Source organism: Cellvibrio sp. QJXJ (assembly GCF_024452345.1).
Classification (GTDB): Bacteria; Pseudomonadota; Gammaproteobacteria; order Pseudomonadales; family Cellvibrionaceae; genus Cellvibrio.
Genome location: NZ_CP101662.1, coordinates 2516892 through 2540564, shown reverse-complemented (window position 1 = coordinate 2540564; position 23673 = coordinate 2516892). Strand labels below are relative to the sequence as shown.

Sequence of the window (23673 nt, the reverse complement as noted above, 5' to 3'; positions counted from 1 at the left end):
AACCCTATGGCAATTGAAATTGAACGCAAGTTTTTAGTAGTGGGGGATGCCTGGCGTGAGGCTAACGCCGTGTTTTACAGCCAGGGATATCTCTCTAGTGATAAAGCGCGCACGGTGCGGGTGCGTATCGCTGGCGAACAGGCATTTCTGACGATTAAGGGCGTAACCCAAGGTATGAGTCGGGCGGAGTTTGAATATGAAATTCCGCTGGCAGATGCACACGAGTTACTGCAGTTATGTGAACAACCCTTGATTGAAAAGTATCGCCGTAAAATTACTTCTGCGGGTTTTGTGTGGGAAGTCGATGAATTCCTCGGCGAGAATCAGGGCTTGGTGGTGGCAGAGATAGAGTTACCGTCAGAGGATACTCTGTTCACCAAACCCGAGTGGGTAGGAGCGGAGGTGACTGCGGACGTACGCTACTTCAATTCTAATTTGGTGCGGTTACCGTTTAAGCAATGGTAAACCTCGGTGCACTCTTTAAATAGTCAGTTGCTATCGGTTGGTTAAAATCAATTTTCTTTGTTAATGGTTATGGTTTGCCTAGTATAGCTTCATGGGCGATTGAGACCGGCGCCCGCCTACTAGCTTACGAGGAATCTACCATGGCCAAGACAGCAACATTCGCCGCCGTTCACTTTACCGTCGCTTTTTCAGTTGGCTACGCCCTCACCGGCAGTGTATTGATTGGCGGCACCATGGCGCTGGTGGAGCCGGCGATCAACACCGTGGCCTTCTACTTTCATGAATTGGGGTGGAAAAAGTTTGCCGAGCACAAAGCTGTTATTGCCGAAGCCATGGCCCAACGGGTGATGTAAATGGTTGGTGCGTTACAGCTGGAAGTGACTCAGGGTCGCGCGTTTGGCCTTTGCGCGCCCTGATTGGAAATGGGGTTTAGTCTGGCGGATTGTCCGCTGCTTCACGTGCCTGACTGCGTTTCTTGATTTGGCGGCCAAAGAATAATCCCGCCTCAAATAGCATCCACATAGGGATGGCCAGCATGGCCTGGGAGAAAACATCCGGTGGGGTGAGCAACATTCCCACGACAAAACAGCCGACAATGATATAGCGTCGCTTCTCGGCAAGGCCTTCTGGCGTCACGACTCCGGCATGAATAAGTAGCACAGTCGCGACGGGTATCTCAAAGGCGAAACCAAACGCAAAAAACATATGCAGCACCAAATCCAGATATTTGGTGATGTCAGTCATGGCGCTCACGCCTTCCAGCTGTATACCCATGGTGAAGTTGAACAGCATGGGCAAGACCAGAAAGTACGCAAACGCCATACCGGTAAAAAATAACAGCACGCTGGAGACCAACAGCGGTGCAGCCAATTGTTTCTCGTGCTGGTACAGCCCCGGTGCAATAAACGCCCACACTTGATACAGAATAAAGGGCACCGCCAATAGCAGTGCCAAATAAAAGGTGAGTTTCAGCGGTGTTAAAAAGGGCGAGATAACATCGGTCGCGATCATATTGCTGCCTTCGGGCAAAACAGCAATCAAAGGGGCAGAGACAATCCCGTAGATATCTGTCGCGAAGGGAAACAGGCACACAAACACGGCCAGTAAAAAATAAACCACATGCAGCAAGCGGGTGCGCAGTTCAATCAGGTGCTGCACCAGCGGCTGTTCTTTGTCGTTCAAGGATGGATTCATACGGATTTAGGATCTGTGCCCGCAGCACTGGCAGGCTTGGTGGCTATGTCGGTTGCGGGCGTAGTTTTGGCCTCCACTACTGCCGATGGCGTATTAGTGACCGCTTCAGCCGTGTGGGCGTGATTCGGTAGCTCATCGGGTGGGCCGTACTGGCCACTGCGTTCACGGCGCGCTTGCTCGTCAGCCTTATCCGCCTCATTCAAGCTGGATTGGATGGCGTTGGCCGATTCGTCGATAGAGTTTTGAAACTGCCGGCGCGTGGCTTCAATGTTTTGCAGAATCTCTTCATTGTGCAACTGGCGGCGAATGTCATCCGCGCCGATTTGCCGCTCAATTTCGCTGCGGGTTTCGCGTAGGCTGCGTTTGAGTCGGCCAATCCACAGGCCAACAGTGCGCACAGTGCCGGGCAGTTGCTCTGGCCCTATTACCACCAGTGCAACCACCAAACATACAACAAGCTCGGTAAAACCTATATCAAACACAATTAAACCTTGGTGTTGTTTTGTTCGGTTTTTTCCGCACTGGTGCTATTCGCTACGGTTTTTTGCTCCAGATTTTTCTGGGCTTCCTCTTCGTCTTTTTTGGCGGCCTCTTCACTGCTCATAGAGCTTTTAAAGCCCTTGATCATGCTGCCCAGGTCGCTGCCCAAACTGCGCAAACGTTTGGTACCAAACAACATAACCACAATTGCCAGAACAATAAGCAGTTGCCAAATACTGATTCCACTAATACCCATGATGATTCCCCAGTTAAATGAAGGTGTGATTAGGTGTTGGCGCGCGCGGCCTTTTCGTCGTGACCGGACATATTAAAACGGCGCGCCAGTTCGTTTAAAACAGAATCTGCGTTCTCGCCCAAATGGGAGAGCATAACCAGACTGTGAAACCAGAGGTCAGCGGTTTCATAGATGAGGTCGCTATTGTCGCCACTGGTCTGTGCGTCTTTCGCGGCTAGAATCGTTTCGGTGCATTCCTCGCCGACCTTTTCCAGAATTTTGTTCAGGCCTTTTTGATGCAGGCTGGCAACGTAGGATGACTCTGCGTCGGCGTTATTTTTGCGCGCTTCCAGAATGTCCGTCAGTTGCTTGAGAATATCGTTGTTCATAACTTTCTCTATCGGGTTTGCCGGGTGCGGTTAGTAAATCTCTGCCGGATCTTTGATAACCGGGTCAATAGTCTGCCAAGTGCCATCTTTCAGAATCCGGTAAAAGCACGATTCCCGTCCGGTATGGCAGGCAATGCCGCCCAGTTGTTCCACTTGCAGCACTATTACATCTTCATCGCAATCCAGGCGGATTTCATGCAACTTTTGGATATGGCCAGAGGTTTCGCCTTTGTGCCAGAGTTTGCCGCGAGAGCGCGACCAATAAACCGCTTCGCCCCGCTCGGCCGAAAGCTGCAGCGACTCGCGGTTCATCCAGGCCATCATCAAAATACGACCGGTTTGTGCATCCTGGGCAATCGCAGGAACCAATCCATCGCTATTCCAGTTCACAGCGTCTAACCAATTACTCATAGTTTACTCGTTTGTGCTTACTGCTGAATCTTGCGCGCGTATCGCTTTGAACAAATTATCGCGCAAGTGGCGTTCATTAAGGGTGCCAATAATCGCACTGGTGACACCTTGCGCTGCATAGGCAAAATCCAGTGCTTGCTGAATTGGGTCTATTTCAGCCTTTACCTTGTGTACAACTGCACCCGGTGCGGGCGCATCATGGCAGATATGGCCGCTGGCGAGAACCTTTTTCAGGAGCACGGCCGCACCATGTTGCGCAGATTTTGCGATTACCGGCGCCTCGTCCTGTTGGCTGGCGTTGTAAGTCACCATCACCACATCGCAGATTTCGGCGGCGAGCAACCCGCCTTCCAGAGTTTTACTGGAAATGCCAAAGGCGCGAATCCAGCCCTCCTGCTTGAGTTGCTGCAGTGTGGGGAGCACCTCGGTTTGTTGCAGGATGTTAAGGTCATTGCCATCCGAGTGGATCAGTACCAGATCCAGATAATCCGTGCGTAAGCGGCGCAGTGAGCGCTCTACACTCGTACGGGTGTGTGTGGCGCTGAAGTCAAAGCGCGAGTGCCCCTGATCGGAAAACTTGTCGGGAGTGAACTCTTCGCCCACTTTGGTGGAGATCACCCAGTCCTTGCGCGATTTGCGCAGTGCATCGCCAATACGTTCTTCGCTGTAACCATAGGCGGGGGCGGTATCGATCAGGTTTACGCCCATGGAGTGGGCGCAGTCGATCAGGCGCCGGACTTGTTCATCGCTGGGCAAATCAAAGGGTGTCGGGTACTTGAGACTCTGGTTGCGGCCGAATTTAACGGTGCCCAAGCCCATGGTGCTGACCTCTATGTCCGTTCGGCCGAGGCGCTTGCGCGGCATCATACGGGTAAATCCTCTTGCAATTGGGAGCTTGTCCAGGTTGGTTGGTAACTATTCATCGTCCGGCTCGCGAAAGCGCAGGGCGAGTGAATCCTCCGCGCTGAGCGCCGGGGGAAATGCATGCTCCCAGGGTGTTTTGGCCAGTGGTGCCAAGGGTAACCAATCCCGCACTGACACTTGTGGATGGGTGGGGGTGATGCGGTTGTCAGTGAGCAGTGCCAACACTTGGTTCGCCAGGTTGGGGGCCAAGGTCAGTTTGGTCGGCCAGCCCACCAGCAGGTTGTCAGCGCCAGTAGCCGGTGCCACAAAGGCGTTGTCGGGGCGGGCAAAGTCAGGTTGTCGCGGTTCTGCCCGGTCGATGGGCAGGCAAGCCCACTCGGTGCCTTCCATATTTACCCAGGGGATCAATTCCTGTAATTCCTGTTGGGCCAGTTCTACCAGTGCCTCCGGCGTCATGCTTGCGCCTTTTTCCGCGAGGCTGCCGCCCAGGTACCACACAGAGGCACCATCGGGCAGGCGATGGCTGGAAATAGTCAGGCGTGGAGTGGCCTCGCGCCCTAAACAGTGGCCGTAAAAGTCGAACGGGTGTTGGTGTTTTACCATCACCTGTTGCAGCGGGCGCAGCTGCATGGCGGGCTGTTCCAGCCCCAGTTCGGCCAGCAATTGCGCATTGCCTTTGCCTGCGGTGAAGATAAAACGCTGTGCATAAATGCATAGCTCGCCAGCAGTAGAGGCGATTTTCAAATGGATCTTGCCGCTGCTGTCTCGCTGCAGTTGTGCCTGTTGCCAATCGATCTGGTAACAGCAGCCGTCTATGTTATTTGCCAGATTCGCGACCAGACTGGGGGTATCAATCACCAGGTCTTCCAGACGATAGAGGCTGCCGGCAAAATCCTTGTGGCGTAGCAGGGGCGGGCGACGATCCGGGTGGACAGCATCGACCCGGCCGCGGGTAATCTTACTGGCAAAAAAACTGGTGATTTTGCTGCCCAAATCATCACCCGACCACATAAAAAAGTGATCGCTAAGAATGCGGGTATGACGCAAATCGACATCGCCTTCGCCGCACAAGCAGGCGCGCCAGTGCTTGGGCATATCGGCAATCGCTTCTGACGCTCCGGTTAGGGTGCCCGCCAAGGTGTATTTCATACCGCCATGGATCATGCCCTGCGAGGCGAGGGTTTGGTCGCTGCCCAGCGCGTTGGATTCAAACAGGGCGACACTAAACCCCGCGCTTTTGGTGCGATTGGCCAGCCATAGGCCTGCGACACCGCCGCCGATAATGGCGATGTCCAGATGAATCTCGTGCGGGGGTGTGCTCATCGGCAGTGAATTTCCGGTAGCTGAACGGTCAGGCGGCGCAGTATAAGTGTTTCAAGCGCGAATTACCCTTGCCGCGCCCGGCGCTTGTGCTGCTAATATGCGTAAAAATTTTACGGGTATGTGGATCACCATGTCATTCACCTTGTTGTTAACGGATGTAAATTCCCCCTTGGGTAGGGCGTTAGAGCACGAGCTTGAGCGCGAGCCTTTCAAGTTGCTGATGCCCGCGGGCAATGCATTGGACTGGTCAGATGAAGCGACAGTAGCGGCTTATTTTGCGCGCGAGCAGCCGGACTTGGTGATTAATTGTCGCGGCTGGGAAGAGGCCTATTATCCCGGCGGCCAGATGCCCCTGATAGAAACCGCGCGGCAGTTGGCGCGTGCGTGTAAACAGGGGAATATCCCCCTGATTCACTTCTCCAGTTACAGCGTGTTTGGTGCGGACCCGAAGGGGACTCACAGTGAAAAAGATGCTCCGGCGCCCAAAAATGAAACGGGCGCGGCGTTTGTCGAAGCGGAACAAGCAATTGCAGCCGAGTTGCAGCGTTTTGTTGTGTTGCGTTTAAGCTGGGTGATAGGTGCCTATGGCGACAATCATTTAACGCGTTTGCTCAGCGCATTTTTAGCGGGGGCGTCAGTCAGTGTTAATCGTCGCCTGCGCGGCGCACCCACGGCGCTTTCGGATGCCGCTCGCGTTGCTGTTGCCATGGCAAAACAAATTAGCTGCGGTGCAGAGAATTGGGGCGTAATGCATTATTGCAGTGGTGATGCCTGTACCGAAGATGAGTTTGCCGACCAAGTTCTGCAGCTGTTAATCCAGCAGCAATTGCTCACCGCTGAGCCCAGCCTGACGCTGGTAGATGCTGAACCAGAAACGGAACCACTCAGTGCGATATTGGGTTGCCGCCATGCGCGCGACAACTTTGGTATTCAGGCCCGCTCCTGGCGCCCAAGTTTGCTGCCCTTGGTCAAACAGTGGTTGCACAACCGCGAGCAGATAAAGCTCACCCCATAACCTGCGCCCCATTCGATTCAGCCAGCTACAGCAACTCCATTGCCGGTTTTGGTGGCCTGCGCAAGCGTTCACCCAGTCGAATACCTCCCATTTCTATGGTGCGATAGGATATTTGCGCCACCAAAAAACAGCTGCAGATAGCGAGCACGCAATAGACCACAACGGCCATGCTTGTAGTGCCCATGAACCCGATTACCAGATTGAGTAGTACCACTAACAAAATCGAATGGGTGAGATAAAGGCTGTAGGACACATCCCCCAAATAGCGGAACAGCCGCGCCTGTAAAAATGCAAAGCGCTCGGGCGCATAGTAGATAACTCCAATGACCGGTGCGATGCACAGCGTCTCCCAATAGACAATCCATAAATCTCCGTAACCAGCGCTGGTCAGTGGCCTTGCCAGATAAAACCCTGCCACCAATATCGTCAGCAGCACCCAAAATAAGGGCGCTGCAAATGACATGAATAGATCCTTTAACCATCTTCCCCAGAGCAAAACACTCAAGCCGGCGTAGAAGCTAAAAATGTAAAAATTCCAATGGTGTTTGAAATTAAGAGGAATTAGCGAGATCAAAATACACGCGGTAAGTGCCAGGGCAATATGGCTCGCCTTGTTGCCAAATAGCAGCATTAAGGGGATCAGCAGCGAGGCGATTATCTCCACATAAATCGACCAAATCGGTGGATTGGCCTTGAGTGAATAGCCCACATAGCCAGCGACAAACTTGAGCAGTGAGAACTCACCAAACTCTTTGGGGTTAAGCGAATAGCGCAAATAGGGGTCGATAAATAACAAATACAAACCGCCCACAGTAACCGTACAAAACATCAGCGGCATAATGCGAAAAAAGCGCCGATGAAAATACAGCGATACCGAGGCTTGGCTCAGGCCGTTTTTGGCGAGCGATGCACCCACCACTAGGCCGCTCAGGACAAAAAAGAAGGTGACGGCCGCGCTGCCGTTAAACAGTGGCATGAATTGCACCGCAGGAAAGGCTTCGGCAGCTCGTCCATACAGGTGGCCGAGCAATACTATTACCGCCGCCACACCGCGCAGCGCATGAAGCGGGACGGAAAAGCCTTGTTGTCGGGCGGCTTGGATAAAATAATTCATAGCGGCAATCCCTATGCAGTTTGTTGACTGTTTGCGCACGCAGTGATGCGGGAAACCAGCGGGCGAGAAGGAGGCAGGGCAGGGTTATGCCAACTGGGCTGCTTAAATAACGCAAGTGGCATGCCATGCAGATTTAAGCGATAAAGCGCGAGGTTTGGCGCCAGTAAATTTTCGGGAGTGGCTTGTGGCGCCAGGGACTGGTATCCAACTAGGCGTTTTGATGGGGATGATGCTGTAATGCAGTGCAATAAAAACGCGAGGGGCCTTGTCAGCCGCTCGCGTTTTTTATTGCATTGTGGGTGGTCGCTGAACTGTTAAACGCGCTGCCCCTTTAGATTCTTTGAAAAACCAGGGTCGCGTTAGTACCACCAAAACCAAAGCTATTGGACATAACCCGATCCAGTTTTACGCCGTCCTGACGCTTGAGCACTATGGGCATGCCCACAGCTTCGGGGTCGAGGGTGGTGATATTGGCTGAAGCGCAGATGAAATCATTTTCCATCATCAGCAAGCTATAAATCGCTTCCTGAACGCCGGTAGCGCCCAGGCTGTGGCCAGTCAGGGATTTGGTGGAGCTGATTGCCGGGATTTTGTCGCCAAAAGTTTCTTTGATGGCTTTCAGTTCGGCCAAATCACCCACTGGTGTAGAGGTGCCGTGAGAATTGATGTAGTCGATGCTGCCATTCACAGTGGCCAGAGCCTGTTTCATGCAGCGCACGGCGCCTTCACCAGACGGAGCCACCATATCATAGCCATCAGACGTGGCGCCGTAGCCGACTACTTCGGCGTAGATTTTGGCGCCGCGCGCTTTGGCGTGTTCGTATTCTTCCAGCACTAAACAGCCACCACCACCGGCGATCACAAAGCCGTCGCGCTCAGCATCGTAGGCGCGTGAGGCTTGCTCCGGGGTTTCATTGTATTTGGTAGACAGGGCGCCCATGGCATCAAACAGTGCGGTCAGCGTCCAATGCTCTTCTTCGCCACCACCGGCAAATACCACATCTTGTTTGCCGAGCTGAATCAATTCAACCGCATTACCCACGCAGTGTGCACTGGTGGCACAAGCGGAGGAGATCGAGTAATTAACGCCTTTGATTTTAAAAGGAGTGGCTAAACATGCCGAGGTGGTGCTGCCCATGGTTTGGGTAACACGGTAAGGACCAACACGTTTCAGGCCTTTTTCGCGCAGGATGTCAGCCGCTTCAACCAGATTTTTGGAGGACGCACCGCCAGAGCCCATGATAATGCCGGTGCGCTCATTGGAAACCTGGTCTTCGCTCAGGCCAGAATCGGCAATGGCTTGTTCCATGGAGAGGAATGCATAGGCGGCGGCATCACCCATAAAGCGCAGTACTTTACGGTCGATTAACTCGGCAAGGTTGATGTCGATAGAGCCTGCAACATGGCTGCGGAAGCCTTTCTCTTTATATGCTTCCTGGAATTTGATACCGGAACGGCCAGCGCGTAATGCATCCAACACGGCATTTTTATCATTGCCCAGGCAGGACACAATTCCCATACCGGTAACAACAACGCGTTTCATAGGCTACCTCTTTTGTATTTAGCTACAGCGCCTGAACAGCAGGTTTTCACAGAGTCTGGCGGATTAAGCGGAGTGTCAGTATGCCACAGGGGGCTCGCTGCTCACTCCTTGTTTTATGGCTTGTTTTTGTTGTGCGGTTTGTAACAGTCGCGCAGATGAGTCGGCTGATTAGAAGCTGTCGGTGTTCTGGAACAGGCCAACACGCAAATCGTTTGCAAAATAGATGTCTTTGCCATCGCAGGATACGCGGCCATCAGCGATCCCCATAATCAGCTTGCGCTCGATCACACGCTTCAAGTTGATATGGTAGGTCACTTTCTTGGCGGTGGGCAGGATTTGGCCGGTGAATTTCAGTTCGCCGCAACCCAGTGCGCGACCGCGACCCTGGTTGCCTTTCCAGCCGAGGAAGAATCCCACCAATTGCCACATAGCATCCAGCCCCAAACAGCCGGGCATTACCGGGTCGCCGGGGAAGTGGCAGTCAAAGAACCACAAGTCGGGGGAGATATCCAATTCGGCCACAATTTCGCCCTTGCCAAATTCACCGCCGGTGTGGCTGATATGAACAATGCGATCCAGCATCAGCATATTAGGTTTGGGCAATTGAGCGTTGCCTGGGCCAAACAGCAGGCCGTCGCCGCATTTCAACAGTTCTTCACGGCTGTAGGAGCTTTGTGGTTCAAAGGTGGTCATTGAAATTACTCAGGTTGTTAATGATGGCGAGGGCGGAGCCGTCGCGCAAAAGTGCGCCATTCTAACCGCTGTGGCTCAGTTGTCCAGTTAGACGGGCAGCCGTTGCTTGTGCACCGCGCACTGCCCATGAATTTGTTTCTTTGGGTAGCGCTCGCCGTGAATGGGCTTAAAAACTGCGTGCCAGAGAGAACTCAGCCAGTTCCTTCATCGCCTGGGTATAGATGTTGTTCGGCAGGTGTTGCAGTTGTGCGATGGCGGCCTTAACTTGCGCTTTGGCAGCATCCAGTGTGTAAGTCATGCCACCGGTTGCTTGTACGATTTCCAAAATGGCTGGCAGTTGGGTGGCATCGCCGTTGCGAATCGCGGTGGCGATCAATTCGGCTTGCGCCGCGGTACCGGTGCGCATGGCGTAAATCAGGGGCAGGGTGGGTTTGCCTTCGGCCAGGTCATCACCCACATTTTTACCCAGAGTAGCGGCATCACCGGTGTAGTCCAGTGCGTCATCTACCAATTGGAAGGCAACACCTACATGACGGCCATAAAGGCGTACGGCTTCGCGTTGTGCCGCGCTACCACCGCAATGGGCGGCGGCCACTTCGCAGGCGGCAGCAAACAAAATGGCAGTTTTTTTGTCGATCACGCGGAAGTAGTTTTCCTCGTTCACATTGGGGTCTTTGGCGTTAACCAACTGCTGCACTTCACCCTCGGCGATGATATTGGTGGTATCGCTGAGGATCGCCATCACATCCATATTGCCAATCGCCACCATCATCTGAAAGGCGCGCGAATAGAGGAAATCACCAACCAATACGCTGGGTGCGTTGCCCCATTCGGCATTGGCGGTGGGGCGCCCGCGGCGCAGGTTGGACATATCCACCACATCGTCGTGCAGCAAGGTAGCGGTGTGGATAAATTCGATAATTGCCGCAAGCGACAAGTGATCCTTACCCTTATAACCCAGTGCATTGGCGGTGAGCAGCACCAGCAGGGGACGCAGGCGCTTGCCGCCCGCTTCAACCAGGTAATGGCCAATATTCTCGACCAGGCCAACATCGGAGTGGAGTTTATCGATGATCAGTTGGTTGACTGCGCTGAAGTCGTCTTTGACGGCCTGATGAAATGGCAACATGGGCTTTTCTTATTTATCAGAGAGGGAAAATAGTGGCGGCAATGCTAGCAGCGGGCGATGCAGAGTCAAGGAAAAGCTGGCGCCAGTGCATCAAACCAAAGGCATGGCACCACCTGTGGCGCGGCATAGGCGAGCGCAACTAACTCGCCTTCGGCTAATTGCCACTGCTCAAATTGCCAGGTGCTATGAGTAAGCTGCGGGTCAAGACGGGCATCAATAGCGGGTTGGTCGGCAGTGCTGTGCAGTGCAAATTGAATCTTTTCCAGCCCGGCTGAAATGCCGGTGCCCAGCGCTTTGAAAAACGCTTCTTTCAGCGTCCAGAGGCGATAAAAATAATCCGCCTGTGGTTCTGCCGGCAGTGCCCTGAGTTGCGCATATTCCAATGGATGATAGTAGCGCTCGGCGATATTCAGGATCGCACGCTGACGCTGGCTAGCCTCCAGGTCGATACCTACTTGCATGCCCCGGGCGATAGCAAGCACTGCCCAATGGCCGCTATGGCTCAGGCTGAATTGAATATCGCTGTGCGGGATAAAGGGTTTGCCCTTGTCGGTGTGTGCAAAAGTTATATCACCTGCGGGCATGCCGGTGTAACGCGCAAGGCAGCTGCGCAGCAGCCAGCGACTGGCGAGATAATTATCTTTGTCGCGCTTAAATGTCTGCGCCCGCGTGTGCTCTGCTGTGCTCATAATGCTGTGGGCGAGAGCGAGGTGATGTTCGTCTATTCGACGCAAATCCAGCAGCCACAGGTGTACCTGTTCTTCACCCAAGGATATGGGGGGGGAAAACACTGGGGATGGCAAGGGGGAATTCGGTTTGCGCATGGTTCGCTGTCGGGCTTGGGTGGTGGCGAGATGATACGCGACTTGCTCTGCGCCTGCTAAATTGTGCCTGCGCCCGCTTTTGTGCTCTAATTCGCGCCCTCAAAACCCCTCGACCCATTTCCGCTATTTACAGCCAATCTTTTGGAGTTGTTATGCAAATCAGTGCCGACAAAGTTGTCAGCTTTCACTATCGCCTGAGCGAAACGGGCGGTGAACTGCTCGAAACTTCTTACGAGTCAGACCCAACTCTTTATTTACACGGACACAGTGGCTTGCTGGCGGCATTAGAAGCCGCATTGGAAGGCAAACAAGCAGGCGATAAAGTCACCGTAAATCTGACTCCCGAACAGGGGTATGGTGTGCGTCAGGAAAACGCGACCCAACGCATTCCCATCAAACATTTGCTGGGCTACGAAAAAATCAAAAACAAAATCAAACCCGGCATGAAAGTCGCGGTAAATACCCAGCACGGTCCCTGGGATGCCGTGGTATTAAAAGTGGGTAAATTCAATGTCGATATCGACAGCAATCACCCACTTGCCGGCAAAAATCTCGACTTCGAATTGGAAGTGGTTGAGGTGCGCGATGCAACCGCGGAAGAGCTGGCGCATGGCCATGCGCATGGCGTTGGCGGTCATCACCACGACTAATTTTTTCGCGCGTTGCGCATAAAAAAGCCCGCACTGGTTGCGGGCTTTTTTATGCAGATTTGTTGGTGGTGCCGCCGTAAATGTTAGGCTGCTTGGGTGCAGGGCCAGGTGGGTTTGGCGCTGTACCAATATTCCGGTTTCAAGCCAATCAAACGGTAAATGCCCTGCGGCAAATCCTGTTTTACATTATCGATATTGCGTGTCACTTGCGCGTGGCTAATTGCGCCTTGCACATACTGCTGCATCAGGCGCGCAATTTGTTCTATGTCCTGCTCCGGCGATTCCAGTAAATAATTGCCATTTTTTAAGCTGCGCACCAGCGCTTGATTGTATTTCGCACCGCGTTCGGTCATGAGTTGCAAGGTGTCGGTAATGCGCGTGTCGCCACAACCAGTCTGCATACCTGCGCTAAACAGCGCACAACCGGGAACGTTGTCTTTATCTTCGCCTACCTTGTTGATGTAAATAAATTGCAGCCAGTTCTCCAGCTGTTCCAGCGGCGAATTAATGGGCGAGAGAATACAGTCCAAATCCTGGCGGATTTGATCCCAATGGTGGGAGGTTGCCTCACAAAATAGCTCCGCCTTGGATTCAAAGTGGTGATAGAAGCTACCCTTGGTCACGCCCGCTTGTTTGCAAATTTCATTCACGCCCACAGAGTTGTAGTTGCTGTTCCAGATCAGGTTCAGCGCGGTTTCCAGTAGCAAAGTGCGGGTATCTGTAGTGCTCATAAGCTGGATTCTCGTACAAACGTTATGGTTATTATGATACCGGCCGGTATGTTTTTCAATCACAAGCTTGCTCCACAACAGGGCAGTATGTCAGTTGTGTTACCGCGCTTACCTTCGCTTTATAGGCTAAAGTCCTTGATTTTTCTCACGTTTATGAATTTTGTTGCCTGCTATTGGGGTGGGAATAATCAACAAAATTAAAAAAATGTTGACCTCCATACCTACCGGTATGTATAGTTTTGCGAAATGACCGGTTTAACCCCGCCGATTTTGTGTCCAGGGAGTTTTAGCTTGGCATTGATTTGCTCAGGAGCAACAGGAGACTATCATGAGTAGCACAATTTTCCCCCGCAAGTTTTTAACCCTCAGCGCATTGGCCATACTCACAGGTATCGTTGGTTTTTATCATGTCACTGGTGTGGAGGCCTCGGCAGCTGCGGCCGTACCACCTGCGCCAGCGGTGGATGTAGTGATTTTGGAACCGCAAGAGATCCGCACCTGGGCCAGTTTCTCCGGCCGTTTGGCGCCGGTTGAAAGTGCGGCCATCAAGCCCTTGGTGAGCGGCACCATCCAGCAAGTACTGTTTACTGAAGGCCAGCAAGTGAAAAAAGGTCAGCCACTGTTTGTCATTGATCCGCGCCCCCATCAGGCATCGGTGCAGCGCGCCCAAGCGCAATTAGCCACGGCCCAGTCCCGAGCCAAACTCGCACAGGATGAATTGAATCGCGCCCAACAATTAATCGCTGCCAAGCTGGTGTCGCAAAGTATTTACGACTCCGCGTTCAGTACCCATCAAGTTGCGCAAGCCGATGTAAAACAAGCGGAGGCGGCCTTAAGCCAAGCAAAGCTGGATTTGGAATACGCCCACATTAGTGCGCCGATTAGCGGTCGTGTTGGTCGTGCGGAATTAACGGTGGGCAATGTGGTAGAGGCGGGAGCCAACGCACCACTGCTCACGCAAATTGTGGCTAACGACAAACTCTACGCCGAATTTAATGTGGATGAAGCCACTTACATCCAGTTCGTGCGCAACACCAAAAATACGCAGGACATGCCAGTAGAGTTAACGCTCGCCAGCGATAGCAGTGTCACCTACAACGGCAATATTTCCGCCTTTGATAATCGCCTGGATACCAACAGCGGCACCATTCGCGCCCGCGCTATTTTTGATAATAAAGATGGCGCGTTAACCGCAGGTATGTTTGCCAATGTGCGTTTGGGTTCGGCGGAAAAAATTCAGGCGTTGTTAGTGCCCGAGCGTGCAATTGGCACCAATCAAAGTAAAAAGTTTGTGTTGGTGGTGGATGAAAATAATACCGCCACCTACAAAGAAATCACCTTGGGTGAGCATCACCAGGGGCAGCGCGTCATAGTGGCCGGTGTTGCTGCGGGCGATAAGGTGATTGTGAATGGCCTGTCCCATGTGCGACCGAATAGTGTAGTCAATCCGAGTGTGACACAAGCGGGTACTGCGGCAGCGGTGGCATCCAGTCATTAATAGCAGCACGCGCATTTAATCCCAATCGTTTTTGTAATGAGTTGCATCGGTGTTCGGCACCGGTGCTCTCCAAACTCATCGGTTAATTCACTATTTTTCTCTCGCATTAGATTTATTTTCGCAGCTATTTTCAAATTTATTTTTTGGCCCATTTGCAAGCAGGCTCACCATGAACATATCCAAATTTTTTGTGGATCGTCCCATTTTTGCCGGCGTGATTTCACTGTTGATTTTTATCGCCGGTTTACTCGCCATGTTTCAATTGCCTATATCGGAATACCCGGATGTATCGCCACCTTCGGTGGTGGTGAGTGCGTCCTACCCTGGCGCTAACCCGAAAGTCATTGCTGAAACGGTTGCTACGCCCTTGGAGGAGCAATTGGCGGGCACTGAAAATATGTTGTACATGTTTTCACAGGCCACTACCGATGGCCGCTTGACCTTGACCGTCACTTTTAAAATAGGCACCGATGTTGACCTTGCGCAGCAGATGGTGCAAAACCGTGTTTCCCAAGCGCTGCCACGTTTGCCGGATGTCACCCGCCAGCGCGGTGTTACCGTGGTAAAAAGCTCGCCCGATTTAACCATGGTGGTGCATTTAATTTCGCCGGATAAAAGTTACGACGAACTTTATTTGCGTAACTATGCGCTCATGAATATTAAAGATGAACTCGCCAAAGTGACCGGTGTAGGCCAGGTGCGATTGTTTGGTTCGGGCGATTATGCTATGCGTATTTGGTTGAATCCGGAAACCATCGCCGAAAAAAATCTCACTGCGAATGATGTTGTTAACGCGATTCGCGAACAAAACGTGCAAGTCGCGGCCGGTATGATTGGCGGCGCGCCGGTTACTGATTTGGTGGATGTGCAGTTGCCCATCAATGCCAAGGGGCGTTTGGATAATCCGGAAGAATTTGGCGAAATTATTATCCGCGCGGGCGCTACTGGCGAAATTACTCGCTTGAAAGATGTGGCGCGCATTGAAATGGGTGCGTCAGAATTTAGTTTGAATGCCATGTTGGATAACCAACCGGCGGTGGCGATTCCTATTTTCCAATCGCCCGGTGCTAATGCCATTCAAATTTCCGATGCGGTGCGCTCAACCATGGCGCAATTATCCGAGCGTTTTCCGGCGGGGGTGGAATATAAAGTCGTTTACGACCCTACTATTTTTGTAAAAAGCTCCATCAGCGCGGTAATCAAAACCTTGCTCGAAGCGCTGGCATTAGTCGTGGTGGTAGTGATTTTATTTTTGCAAACCTGGCGCGCATCCATTATTCCGCTGCTTGCCGTTCCTGTTTCAATCATCGGTACCTTTTCGTTGATGTGGGCCTTTGGTTTTTCGATTAATACCTTGTCACTGTTCGGTTTGGTGTTGGCGATTGGCATCGTGGTGGACGATGCCATCGTGGTAGTGGAAAACGTGGAGCGAAATATTGAAGAAGGGTTAACGCCGCTTGCGGCTACTTATAAAGCCATGCAGGAAGTGAGCGGGCCGATTATTGCAATTTCATTGACCCTGGTTGCCGTGTTTGTGCCTATCGCCTTTGTGAGTGGTTTGACCGGACAGTTCTATCAACAATTTGCGTTAACTATTGCAATCTCTACCGTGATCTCTGCCATTAACTCGCTGACATTAAGTCCGGCATTAGCGGCGATTTTGTTAAAAAGTCACGATGCACCCAAAGATCGCCTGACGCGCATTATGGATAAACTCTTTGGTCGCTTTTTTGGTTGGTTTAATCGCAGTTTTAATCGCGCCTCCGGTGATTACTCAACCAAAGTTGGGAAATTATTAGGCCGCAAAGCAATGGCTGTAGGCGTTTATGCGGTGCTGCTGGCGGTGACGGCGGTCGGTTTTAATATTATTCCCAAAGGATTTGTGCCCGCGCAGGATAAACAATATTTAATCGCTTTCGCCCAGCTGCCCGATGGCGCCACTCTGGCGCGCACTGAGCAAGTCATCCGTGAAATGGGTGAAATTGGTTTGGCCGAAGCCGGTGTGGAAAGTGCAGTGCAATTTCCAGGCTTGAGTATTAATGGTTTCACCAATAGCTCCAGTGCCGGCATTGTGTTTTTAACGCTGGATGCATTTGATGAGCGCAATGGTGCAGATTTATCGGCCGCGGCTATTTCGCAAAAGCTGCAAATGAAATTTGCCGGTATCGAAGAGGCCTTTATTGCGGTATTCCCGCCTCCGCCAGTGCGCGGTTTGGGAACCACGGGCGGGTTTAAATTGCAAATTGAGGACCGCGCTGGTTTGGGTTACGAAAAGCTGGCAGAAGTTGTGGCGCAAGTGCAACAAAAAGCCATGCAGCGCCCGGAATTAGCCAGTGTGTTTTCCAACTACAAAATCAATGTGCCGCAATTGTATGCCGATGTGGATCGCACCAAAGCCAAACAGCTCGGCCTGAATGTGAAAGAAATTTTTGACACTATGCAAATCTATTTGGGTTCGCTTTATGTCAATGATTTCAATCAATTTGGTCGCACCTATCAGGTTATCGCCCAGGCAGATGCGGAGTATCGCAATACCCCGGCGGATGCACTGAATTTAAAAGTGCGTAATGTGCAAGGCGATATGGTGCCCTTGGGTTCGGTGTTGACCATGGAAGAAAGTTACGGTCCTGAAAGTGCCGCGCACTACAACGGCTATTTAGCAGCGGATATTAACGGTAACGCCGCGCCTGGCTATTCCAGTGGTCAAGCGCAGGATGCGATTGATGAAATTCTCGATGAAGTGTTGCCCAGTGGCATTGTGTATGAATGGACTGATTTAACTTATCAAGAAGTACTGGCAGGCAATACTGCGATTTATATTTTGCCGCTGTGTCTGTTGTTGGTGTTCCTGGTGCTGGCCGCACAGTATGAAAGTTTGGCATTGCCACTGGTAGTGGTGACTATTGTTCCGCTCTCCATTTTGTCTGCACTTTTTGGTGTGTGGATTACCAACGGCGACAACAATATCTTCACCCAAATTAGTTTGTTTGTACTCGCCGGTCTCGCCAGCAAAAACGCCATTTTGATTGTGGAGTTTGCGCGCGAATTAGAGCAGCGCGGCATGGCAACCTATGAGGCGGCCATTACCGCCAGCCGTATGCGGCTACGCCCGATATTAATGACCTCTTTCGCGTTTATTATGGGTGTATTACCGATGGTGTTCTCCACTGGCGCCGGTGCCGAAATGCGCAGTGTGATGGGTATAGCCGTTTTCTCCGGCATGTTGGGCGTGACTTTCTTTGGTCTGTTTTTTACGCCGATGTTCTATGTGCTGTTGCGCAAGCTGGAAGGTAAACGCAGTTATAAAGTTGAGGGGAAAGAAGAGTTTTCACCCGCACCAGTGCATACCGATACGCCTGCCGTTGCAAACCATAAGGAGTTGCAATCATGAATATTTCATCAGTTTTTATAAAAGGTTTTGTTGTCGCTGTGTTGCCCGCCATGATCAGCGCCTGTCACAGTTTTAAATCGGTTGAGCAGTCTGCGCAGCTCGCACAGATTCAGCCGGCGCCGGCAGCATTTGTATTGCCTGCGTCGGCCAGTGAGCAGCAGCCGGTTGCGGCATGGTGGGCGCAATTAAATGATGAGCAGTTGAATCAATTAATTGCCAATTCGCTGCAACAAAATCATTCCATCCGTATTGCGCAGGCATCGCTGGCGGAATCCCGCGCGTTGCTGCGCAACAGCAAGTTGGATCGCTATCCCACAATTGAAGCCAGTGTGAGTGGCACGCGTCAAAAGCAGAGTGCAGATATTGTGGGCGATGTGGATTCACGTATCAGTGAGACCTATCAGGCCGGTTTTGATGCAAGCTGGGAGCTGGATATTTTCGGTCGTGTCCGCAACGGTGTGAAATTATCCAAAGCACAGCTCGCCGCACGCGAAGCTGATTTACACGCGGCGCAGGTTAGCATTGCGGCGGAAGTTGCCGGTGCCTATATCAGCTTGCGTGGCAATCAATATTTGTTGGATGTCGCGCTGCGCAATGTGCTCAACCAACAGGAAACTTTGGAACTTGCCCAACGTTTTTCTGAAGTGGGGCGTGGCGATCAACTGGATGTGGCGCGTGCCGAGGCGCAGCTGGAATTGACCCGCGCCAGTATTCCTGCGTTAAATGCGGAGATTAATATTGCCTTGAATCGCATTGGTGTTTTAACCGGGACGCCGTCGGCGGAATTAAAAACGGCCTTGGCGCTGGTGAAATCGCTGCCGCAGATTCCTGCCTCCTTTGCGGTGGGTAACCCGACAGATTTATTAAAACGTCGGCCCGATATTCGCCGCGCCGAACAAGCGCTGGCGGGTGCAGTAGCGGAATACAATATTCGCGTAGCGGATTTGTATCCGAGCGTCACGTTCACAGGTGGCTTGGGTTATTTATCCAGCGATTGGACACGCGTGGGCAATAGCAATACCGATACCTTTTTATTCTCGCCGCGCATTCAATGGGCAGCATTTAATCTGGGCAGGGTAGATGCGCAAATTGATGCGGCTGATGCCCGTACCCAGGCGCGTATCGCCGAGTTTGAGCAACAGGTGCTTACTGCATTAGCGGAAACCGACAGTGCACTGCAAAACTTTACCCGCGAAGAAGAGCGCCGCACCACCTTGCAGCGCGCCTTACAGGCGAGCAATCAAGCAGCGGTATTTGCCCGCAAGCGTTTTGAAGTGGGGAGCAGCGATTTTCTGACGGTGTTGGATGCGGAGCGGTCGCAATTAACCGTGAGTGCACAATTGGCGCAGAGTGATATGCAGGTGCTGCTAAATTTGATTGCGGTGTATAAATCCCTTGGTGGTGGTTGGGAATTTGCCCAGCAATCGGCGCTGGCTACACGCAATTAGTTTATTTATCGCCAGTAGTTATTGTTGCAATCCCTGAATAGTTTTCCTTTTTTGCCCGTGGCTGTCCCCTTACAGTCATGGGCTTTTTTGTGTGGGGCGCTATACTTACGGCTGCTTGAAATTTATTGGCTAGGGCCCATTTCACGTTTTTTATTGCCTGTTAAGGTGTGGATATTCTATGAACCCGGTTCAAATTAATTGCCCCCATTGTTTTGCCACTAACCGTTTACCCTCCGAACGGCTCACCGATAAGCCCAATTGCGGTAAATGCAAACGCCCCCTGTTTGTGGGCAAGCCGCTGGAATTAAATCCGGGCAATGTTGCCAACACCTTGGAGAAAAATGATATCCCGGTGTTAGTGGATTGCTGGGCGCCCTGGTGCGGCCCCTGCCAAAGTTTTGCGCCCGTGTTTGAGCAGTTGGCGGCGCAATCCGAACCCTATTTGCGCTGCGCAAAATTAAATACTGAAGCGGTTCCTTCTATTGCCCAGCGCTGGGGAATTCGCAGTATTCCAACGCTGATTTTATTTAAAGGCGGTAAAGAAGTGCAGCGTGTATCTGGCGCTATGTCCATGCAGCAATTAAAAACCTGGTTGGTGCAGGTGGGGGCATTTAGCTAAGCCAAAACAATCAATTAACAAGTAAAAAGCCAGCATTTTCGCTGGCTTTTTTTATCGGGAATCACGCAGTGAGTGGCTAAAAATTTACCAATATCGCGGCAGATTTTTTTTAATTTCGATATACCCCGTGCACTGCTCTATGTAACCGCCAATCAATAATTGTTTCATAATCCGGCTCACCATTTCACGCGACGAACCCACCATATTCGCTATGTCCTGATGGGTCACTTTCGGGTTGTGGATACGTTTGTCCTCATCCGATAATTTTTCCAGCGTGCTGCTCACGCGTCCATACACATCCAGCAAGGCTAAATCTTTTACGCTATCGGTCAGTTCGCGCACGCGGCGGGTCAGTTCGGTAAGCATCATTAATGCGAAGTCGGGGTACTCGCGCATCAGCTCATGCACGCTGGCTTTGGGCAGCATCAGCACTTCACAATCGCTCAGGGTGATTACCGAGGCCGAGCGTGGTTGGCCGTCCAGTAGCGACAACTCTCCAAAGTAATCGCCATCCTGCATGTAATTTAAATTTACCTGGCGTCCTTCATCATTGGTTAAGTAGGCGCTCACCGTACCTTTGCGAATTACGTACAAATGGCTTGACTCATCCCCCTCGGTAACCAATACGGTATTTTTAGGGTACTTGCGCAATACACTGTGTTTTTCCAGCTGCGCAAGATAGTGCGCTGGAACGGCGGCGAATAAACGGACGCTCTGCAACATGGTGGTCTAGTTCCCAGTAAAGAAAATGAATTGTTATTGTCATCAAAACACACAATAATCGCTACTACTTATGCCCATTTTTGCCGGGCAAGGATCATAATTCCGTTTTAAATTTCCCCTATTGTCGCACGGAGAGCTATCGGCCTATGGCTGCTGCAGATTCACGCCATTGTGAACAGACTCTCATGTTCACGGATATCGTCGGCTATTCGCGCCTTATGGGGCGCAATGAGGCCATGGCGATAGACATGCTGGGCGAATATCGCAATATATTACTCTCCCATATTGAAGCCCAGGGTGGCCAATTAGTGGAATGTATTGGCGATGCGATTTTTGCGCGTTTTGACACCGCTGCCAGTGCGACCGCTGCCGCCATTGCCATTCAACAACATCTGCAAACCTTTAATACACTGCGCGACAAAAAATTACCGCGCCTGCAAACCCGTATCGGCTTGCACAAAGGTGAAGTTGCACTGCGCGACAATGCGGTTTTTGGTGACACAGTAAATATCGCCGCCCGCTTGGAGCCCCTCGCCGTTGCCGACGGTATTTGCATTTCGCAAACCGTATACGATGAAATCCGTTACAGCCTTTCGGCGCCCGCCAAACGCCTGGGGGTGCAGGCGTTAAAAAATATCGAACAAAAAATTCGGGTTTACCTTATCAAGCCCGCTGGCATAAATTGGCGTGATCACCTGCATTATTTTCTGCGCGGCCTCAATAAAAAAATTATCGCCTATCGCTACCCATTAACCGCTTGTTTGCTCGCGTTTATCGCCGCCGGTTTTTATTTTGTTCCGCGCTGGTTGGTGCCGGGTTATGCCGCCAACTATGTGGAGATCGCCGACTTCCAAAATTTAATGAATGAAAAAGCTGATGCCGATTATTTCTCTGCTGGGATAACCGAAGCGGTGCGCTCGCAATTAGCGGATATGCGCGATGTTTATATTGTGGATGCCAAAGAAGGTATTCACGCACCGATTCGTTTGGAAGGCAGCGTGCAACGGCTCGGCGATAATCTCCGCATCGCCTACCGTTTATTTCGCCGCAAAGATAATGTGCAAATCGCCGGTGGAAAATTGGACGGCACCTATCAGGATATTTTTATTTTGCAGGATAGGTTGGTAGGGGAAATTGCGCGCTATTTGGCGGATGAATTTGGCTTGCAAAACTTTCGGCCTGCACCTTTGAGGTTGACGGGCGATGTTACGGCTTATGATTATTATTTGCAGGGCTTGGAATACCTTGAAAAACCTTCTTCTCTAGAGAACTTCGATATTGCAATCCAAAATTTTAATCAAGCATTGGTTCATGATAATTATTTTTCTCTAGCAAATGCCGGTTTGTGTGAGGCCTACAGGCAGAAATATGAGTTGATTGGGGCTGCAAGATGGCTTGGTGAGGCTGAAAAATTTTGTCTGCTAGCCATCTCTCAAGATCAAATGTCTTTGAAAGCCTATAAGACAATTGGGAAAATATATACAGAAACAGGTCAGACTGTTAAAGCTATTGAGTTTTTAAAAAAGGCTGAATCGATTAATTCTCGCGATGTTGGTGTGTTGGCCGCTCTTGCGGCGGCCTATAGTTTTAAAGGTGATATTAAAGCTGCTGAGAAAATGTATTTGGAATTTTTAAAAAACAATCCAAAAGAGTGGATTCTATATGATGGTTACGGATATTTTTTATTCAAAAATGGACGCTATGATGAAGCCATAAAAATATATAAAGAAATAATAAATATGGTTCCTGAGAATTTCTCAGTTTTAAATAATATCGCGGCTATGTATCTATTAAAAGGAGAGCTATCTGTTGCTGTAAAATATCTTGAAAGCGCTGCCCGGATTGAGCCTGATAGTGCGGTTTTTTCCAATATGGGAAGTATTTATTATTTGTCTGGCGATTTTTTTAAGGCAGCTGAAATGTATGAAAAAGCGCTGCGTCTTGAGCCTACAAACTGCCAAATTCTGGCACATGTGGCAGATGCTTATAAATTTATTGCTGATCAAAAGGGAAAAGCTGATTTTTATTTTAATAGTGCAATCCATTATGCTGACGAAGATATAACTATTAATCCTAGTCTCGCAAAGTGTTACAGATACAAAGCAATAGCATTGGTATATTTTGGAGATATTTTGCAAGCTAAAGAGGTGATTTTTTCTGTCAATAGATTAGATTCAAGTAGTATTGAGTCGCTGTCAGTAAACTTGAGAGTTTCTGTTGCGGCAGGCGACGTTGAGGATATTAAACGCTACACTAAGAAATTGCTTGACGCAGGCTATTCAGATAAATTGTTACTCGCTAATCCTGACTTTTCGGTATTAAAGGAGCCAAGATTTAGTGATTTATTTGATCGGAGTCATTAACTACATTTCATAAACCGGGAGGTTTAGTATGCATATCTTTATCAAGTCAATTGCACTGTGTGGAGTTTTTGTTATTGCAGGTTGTTCAGTTGTCAGTTCAGAAATTAAAAATCATCATACTGTTTATCCCATGGAAGGAACAAATACCGCAGTAGTGGGTATTGGGGTAGATAAAAGCGGGGTTCCGTTTGTGGCCGCAAAAGAAATTATTGTCGCACCAGGGCAAAAAGTACTTTTTGCCGGACCGGATGAGTTTGTCGTGACCTTTAAAAACAAAAAGAGCCCCAATCGTAAAATAGATAATCCTTCCAGAGGTGGGGTAGTAAAAATTGAAGTCCCTAGTGAGGTCTTTGAACAGGGTGAATTTGTTGAGGAATACCGCAAAAACGGTCAATTAAAGTTCAACTATGGTGTGATCGTTAATGGAAAAGAACTTGATCCTGAAATCATAGTTCGTAAGAAGTAATATTTACTTTAGGGTATATAATTAAACTAAAAGCGACCCCCAGTGGTCGCTTTTTTTATGTGAATAAATCACAACCCTCTCTAACAATTTGTCACAGTTTTCATC

General features: G+C 50.7%; 24 protein-coding genes. 10 read left to right on the top strand and 14 right to left on the bottom strand.

Annotation, left to right across the window (positions count from 1 at the left end; all coding sequences use genetic code 11):
• The first annotated feature begins 6 nt into the window (after nt 1–6).
• Both NNX04_RS11010 and NNX04_RS11005 read left to right on the top strand, forming a co-directional pair.
• Nucleotides 7–465, top strand: coding sequence for a CYTH domain-containing protein (locus NNX04_RS11010; protein ID WP_261945794.1), 459 nt, complete (start codon nt 7–9; stop codon nt 463–465).
• 140 nt (nt 466–605) lie between these two features.
• Nucleotides 606–818, top strand: coding sequence for a DUF2061 domain-containing protein (locus tag NNX04_RS11005; protein ID WP_007644537.1), 213 nt, complete (start codon nt 606–608; stop codon nt 816–818).
• Nucleotides 819–894: 76 nt separating this feature from the next.
• Here the strand turns inward: NNX04_RS11005 and tatC are convergent, their stop codons facing one another.
• Genes tatC through NNX04_RS10970 form a run of 7 tightly spaced genes read right to left on the bottom strand, consistent with a single transcriptional unit; the run spans nt 895 to nt 5361 of the window.
• Complete coding sequence (gene tatC, locus NNX04_RS11000; RefSeq protein ID WP_007644538.1) at nt 895–1659, bottom strand: twin-arginine translocase subunit TatC; 765 nt, start codon at nt 1657–1659, stop codon at nt 895–897.
• Entirely contained in the window at nt 1656–2141 is a 486-nt protein-coding gene (tatB, locus tag NNX04_RS10995; RefSeq protein WP_261945793.1) for a Sec-independent protein translocase protein TatB, read from the bottom strand. The genes tatC and tatB overlap by 4 nt, the downstream gene beginning before the upstream one ends.
• Nucleotides 2142–2143: 2 nt before the next feature.
• The gene (gene tatA, locus NNX04_RS10990) at nt 2144–2395 is read right to left on the bottom strand and encodes a twin-arginine translocase TatA/TatE family subunit (protein ID WP_007644540.1); all 252 of its coding nucleotides are present in this window, start codon (nt 2393–2395) and stop codon (nt 2144–2146) included.
• 29 nt (nt 2396–2424) lie between these two features.
• Nucleotides 2425–2763, bottom strand: a complete 339-nt coding sequence (locus NNX04_RS10985) for a phosphoribosyl-ATP diphosphatase (RefSeq protein ID WP_007644541.1) — start codon at nt 2761–2763, stop codon at nt 2425–2427.
• Nucleotides 2764–2793: 30 nt separating this feature from the next.
• Nucleotides 2794–3174, bottom strand: coding sequence for a phosphoribosyl-AMP cyclohydrolase (hisI, locus tag NNX04_RS10980; protein WP_261945792.1), 381 nt, complete (start codon nt 3172–3174; stop codon nt 2794–2796).
• Nucleotides 3175–3177: 3 nt separating this feature from the next.
• Nucleotides 3178–4041: an aldo/keto reductase gene (locus NNX04_RS10975; RefSeq protein ID WP_261945791.1), complete on the bottom strand. Its 864-nt coding sequence runs from the start codon at nt 4039–4041 to the stop codon at nt 3178–3180.
• A 48-nt stretch (nt 4042–4089) separates the two neighbouring features.
• Nucleotides 4090–5361 carry an FAD-dependent oxidoreductase gene (locus tag NNX04_RS10970; protein ID WP_261945790.1) on the bottom strand — a complete coding sequence of 424 codons (1272 nt, stop codon included), beginning with the start codon at nt 5359–5361 and terminating at the stop codon, nt 4090–4092.
• A gap of 46 nt (nt 5362–5407) precedes the next feature.
• Between NNX04_RS10970 and NNX04_RS10965 the strand changes: the two genes are divergently transcribed.
• The gene (locus NNX04_RS10965; protein ID WP_261945789.1) at nt 5408–6376 is read left to right on the top strand and encodes an SDR family oxidoreductase; all 969 of its coding nucleotides are present in this window, start codon (nt 5408–5410) and stop codon (nt 6374–6376) included.
• Nucleotides 6377–6401: 25 nt separating this feature from the next.
• On the opposite strand, the gene NNX04_RS10960 is transcribed toward NNX04_RS10965, so the two are convergent.
• The 5 genes from NNX04_RS10960 to NNX04_RS10940 form a co-directional block, all read right to left on the bottom strand.
• Complete coding sequence (locus NNX04_RS10960; protein WP_151054340.1) at nt 6402–7490, bottom strand: acyltransferase family protein; 1089 nt, start codon at nt 7488–7490, stop codon at nt 6402–6404.
• Between the two features lie 331 nt (nt 7491–7821).
• Nucleotides 7822–9033, bottom strand: coding sequence for a beta-ketoacyl-ACP synthase I (fabB, locus tag NNX04_RS10955; RefSeq protein WP_007644551.1), 1212 nt, complete (start codon nt 9031–9033; stop codon nt 7822–7824).
• Nucleotides 9034–9201: 168 nt separating this feature from the next.
• The gene (gene fabA / locus NNX04_RS10950) at nt 9202–9726 is read right to left on the bottom strand and encodes a 3-hydroxyacyl-[acyl-carrier-protein] dehydratase FabA (RefSeq protein ID WP_007644553.1); all 525 of its coding nucleotides are present in this window, start codon (nt 9724–9726) and stop codon (nt 9202–9204) included.
• Nucleotides 9727–9892: 166 nt separating this feature from the next.
• A complete protein-coding gene (locus tag NNX04_RS10945) occupies nt 9893–10855 on the bottom strand; it encodes a polyprenyl synthetase family protein (protein WP_261945788.1) in 963 nt (320 codons plus the stop codon).
• Between the two features lie 65 nt (nt 10856–10920).
• The gene (locus tag NNX04_RS10940; protein WP_261945787.1) at nt 10921–11679 is read right to left on the bottom strand and encodes a 4'-phosphopantetheinyl transferase family protein; all 759 of its coding nucleotides are present in this window, start codon (nt 11677–11679) and stop codon (nt 10921–10923) included.
• A gap of 152 nt (nt 11680–11831) precedes the next feature.
• Here NNX04_RS10940 and NNX04_RS10935 point away from each other — a divergent pair, with 152 nt between their 5' ends.
• Nucleotides 11832–12329 carry an FKBP-type peptidyl-prolyl cis-trans isomerase gene (locus tag NNX04_RS10935; RefSeq protein WP_151054336.1) on the top strand — a complete coding sequence of 166 codons (498 nt, stop codon included), beginning with the start codon at nt 11832–11834 and terminating at the stop codon, nt 12327–12329.
• A gap of 83 nt (nt 12330–12412) precedes the next feature.
• On the opposite strand, the gene NNX04_RS10930 is transcribed toward NNX04_RS10935, so the two are convergent.
• Entirely contained in the window at nt 12413–13060 is a 648-nt protein-coding gene (locus NNX04_RS10930; RefSeq protein WP_007644559.1) for a TetR/AcrR family transcriptional regulator, read from the bottom strand.
• 328 nt (nt 13061–13388) lie between these two features.
• Here NNX04_RS10930 and NNX04_RS10925 point away from each other — a divergent pair, with 328 nt between their 5' ends.
• The 4 genes from NNX04_RS10925 to trxC all read left to right on the top strand — a co-directional run bounded on the left by NNX04_RS10925 (nt 13389) and on the right by trxC (nt 20016).
• Nucleotides 13389–14558 carry an efflux RND transporter periplasmic adaptor subunit gene (locus NNX04_RS10925; RefSeq protein WP_261945786.1) on the top strand — a complete coding sequence of 390 codons (1170 nt, stop codon included), beginning with the start codon at nt 13389–13391 and terminating at the stop codon, nt 14556–14558.
• 169 nt (nt 14559–14727) lie between these two features.
• Complete coding sequence (locus tag NNX04_RS10920) at nt 14728–17949, top strand: efflux RND transporter permease subunit (protein ID WP_081489725.1); 3222 nt, start codon at nt 14728–14730, stop codon at nt 17947–17949.
• The gene (locus NNX04_RS10915; protein ID WP_261945785.1) at nt 17946–19397 is read left to right on the top strand and encodes an efflux transporter outer membrane subunit; all 1452 of its coding nucleotides are present in this window, start codon (nt 17946–17948) and stop codon (nt 19395–19397) included. Before NNX04_RS10920 ends, NNX04_RS10915 begins: the two co-directional genes overlap by 4 nt.
• A gap of 178 nt (nt 19398–19575) precedes the next feature.
• On the top strand, nt 19576–20016 hold the full coding sequence (trxC, locus tag NNX04_RS10910) for a thioredoxin TrxC (protein WP_261945784.1): 441 nt from the start codon (nt 19576–19578) through the stop codon (nt 20014–20016).
• An 84-nt stretch (nt 20017–20100) separates the two neighbouring features.
• On the opposite strand, the gene NNX04_RS10905 is transcribed toward trxC, so the two are convergent.
• A complete protein-coding gene (locus NNX04_RS10905; protein WP_007644567.1) occupies nt 20101–20739 on the bottom strand; it encodes a Crp/Fnr family transcriptional regulator in 639 nt (212 codons plus the stop codon).
• Nucleotides 20740–20885: 146 nt separating this feature from the next.
• Between NNX04_RS10905 and NNX04_RS10900 the strand changes: the two genes are divergently transcribed.
• Both NNX04_RS10900 and NNX04_RS10895 read left to right on the top strand, forming a co-directional pair.
• A complete protein-coding gene (locus tag NNX04_RS10900) occupies nt 20886–23102 on the top strand; it encodes a tetratricopeptide repeat protein (RefSeq protein ID WP_261945783.1) in 2217 nt (738 codons plus the stop codon).
• 28 nt (nt 23103–23130) lie between these two features.
• Entirely contained in the window at nt 23131–23568 is a 438-nt protein-coding gene (locus NNX04_RS10895) for a hypothetical protein (protein ID WP_261945782.1), read from the top strand.
• Nucleotides 23569–23673: the final 105 nt, after the last annotated feature.

Coding starts and splice junctions, on each gene's coding strand:
- NNX04_RS11010 (WP_261945794.1), top strand. CDS start 7: ATGGCAATTGAAATTGAACGCAAGTTTTTAGTAGTGGGGGATGCCTGG.
- NNX04_RS11005 (WP_007644537.1), top strand. CDS start 606: ATGGCCAAGACAGCAACATTCGCCGCCGTTCACTTTACCGTCGCTTTT.
- tatC (WP_007644538.1), bottom strand. CDS start 1,659: ATGAATCCATCCTTGAACGACAAAGAACAGCCGCTGGTGCAGCACCTG.
- tatA (WP_007644540.1), bottom strand. CDS start 2,395: ATGGGTATTAGTGGAATCAGTATTTGGCAACTGCTTATTGTTCTGGCA.
- NNX04_RS10985 (WP_007644541.1), bottom strand. CDS start 2,763: ATGAACAACGATATTCTCAAGCAACTGACGGACATTCTGGAAGCGCGC.
- hisI (WP_261945792.1), bottom strand. CDS start 3,174: ATGAGTAATTGGTTAGACGCTGTGAACTGGAATAGCGATGGATTGGTT.
- NNX04_RS10975 (WP_261945791.1), bottom strand. CDS start 4,041: ATGATGCCGCGCAAGCGCCTCGGCCGAACGGACATAGAGGTCAGCACC.
- NNX04_RS10970 (WP_261945790.1), bottom strand. CDS start 5,361: ATGAGCACACCCCCGCACGAGATTCATCTGGACATCGCCATTATCGGC.
- NNX04_RS10960 (WP_151054340.1), bottom strand. CDS start 7,490: ATGAATTATTTTATCCAAGCCGCCCGACAACAAGGCTTTTCCGTCCCG.
- fabB (WP_007644551.1), bottom strand. CDS start 9,033: ATGAAACGCGTTGTTGTTACCGGTATGGGAATTGTGTCCTGCCTGGGC.
- fabA (WP_007644553.1), bottom strand. CDS start 9,726: ATGACCACCTTTGAACCACAAAGCTCCTACAGCCGTGAAGAACTGTTG.
- NNX04_RS10945 (WP_261945788.1), bottom strand. CDS start 10,855: ATGTTGCCATTTCATCAGGCCGTCAAAGACGACTTCAGCGCAGTCAAC.
- NNX04_RS10940 (WP_261945787.1), bottom strand. CDS start 11,679: ATGCGCAAACCGAATTCCCCCTTGCCATCCCCAGTGTTTTCCCCCCCC.
- NNX04_RS10935 (WP_151054336.1), top strand. CDS start 11,832: ATGCAAATCAGTGCCGACAAAGTTGTCAGCTTTCACTATCGCCTGAGC.
- NNX04_RS10930 (WP_007644559.1), bottom strand. CDS start 13,060: ATGAGCACTACAGATACCCGCACTTTGCTACTGGAAACCGCGCTGAAC.
- NNX04_RS10925 (WP_261945786.1), top strand. CDS start 13,389: ATGAGTAGCACAATTTTCCCCCGCAAGTTTTTAACCCTCAGCGCATTG.
- NNX04_RS10920 (WP_081489725.1), top strand. CDS start 14,728: ATGAACATATCCAAATTTTTTGTGGATCGTCCCATTTTTGCCGGCGTG.
- NNX04_RS10915 (WP_261945785.1), top strand. CDS start 17,946: ATGAATATTTCATCAGTTTTTATAAAAGGTTTTGTTGTCGCTGTGTTG.
- trxC (WP_261945784.1), top strand. CDS start 19,576: ATGAACCCGGTTCAAATTAATTGCCCCCATTGTTTTGCCACTAACCGT.
- NNX04_RS10905 (WP_007644567.1), bottom strand. CDS start 20,739: ATGTTGCAGAGCGTCCGTTTATTCGCCGCCGTTCCAGCGCACTATCTT.
- NNX04_RS10900 (WP_261945783.1), top strand. CDS start 20,886: ATGGCTGCTGCAGATTCACGCCATTGTGAACAGACTCTCATGTTCACG.
- NNX04_RS10895 (WP_261945782.1), top strand. CDS start 23,131: ATGCATATCTTTATCAAGTCAATTGCACTGTGTGGAGTTTTTGTTATT.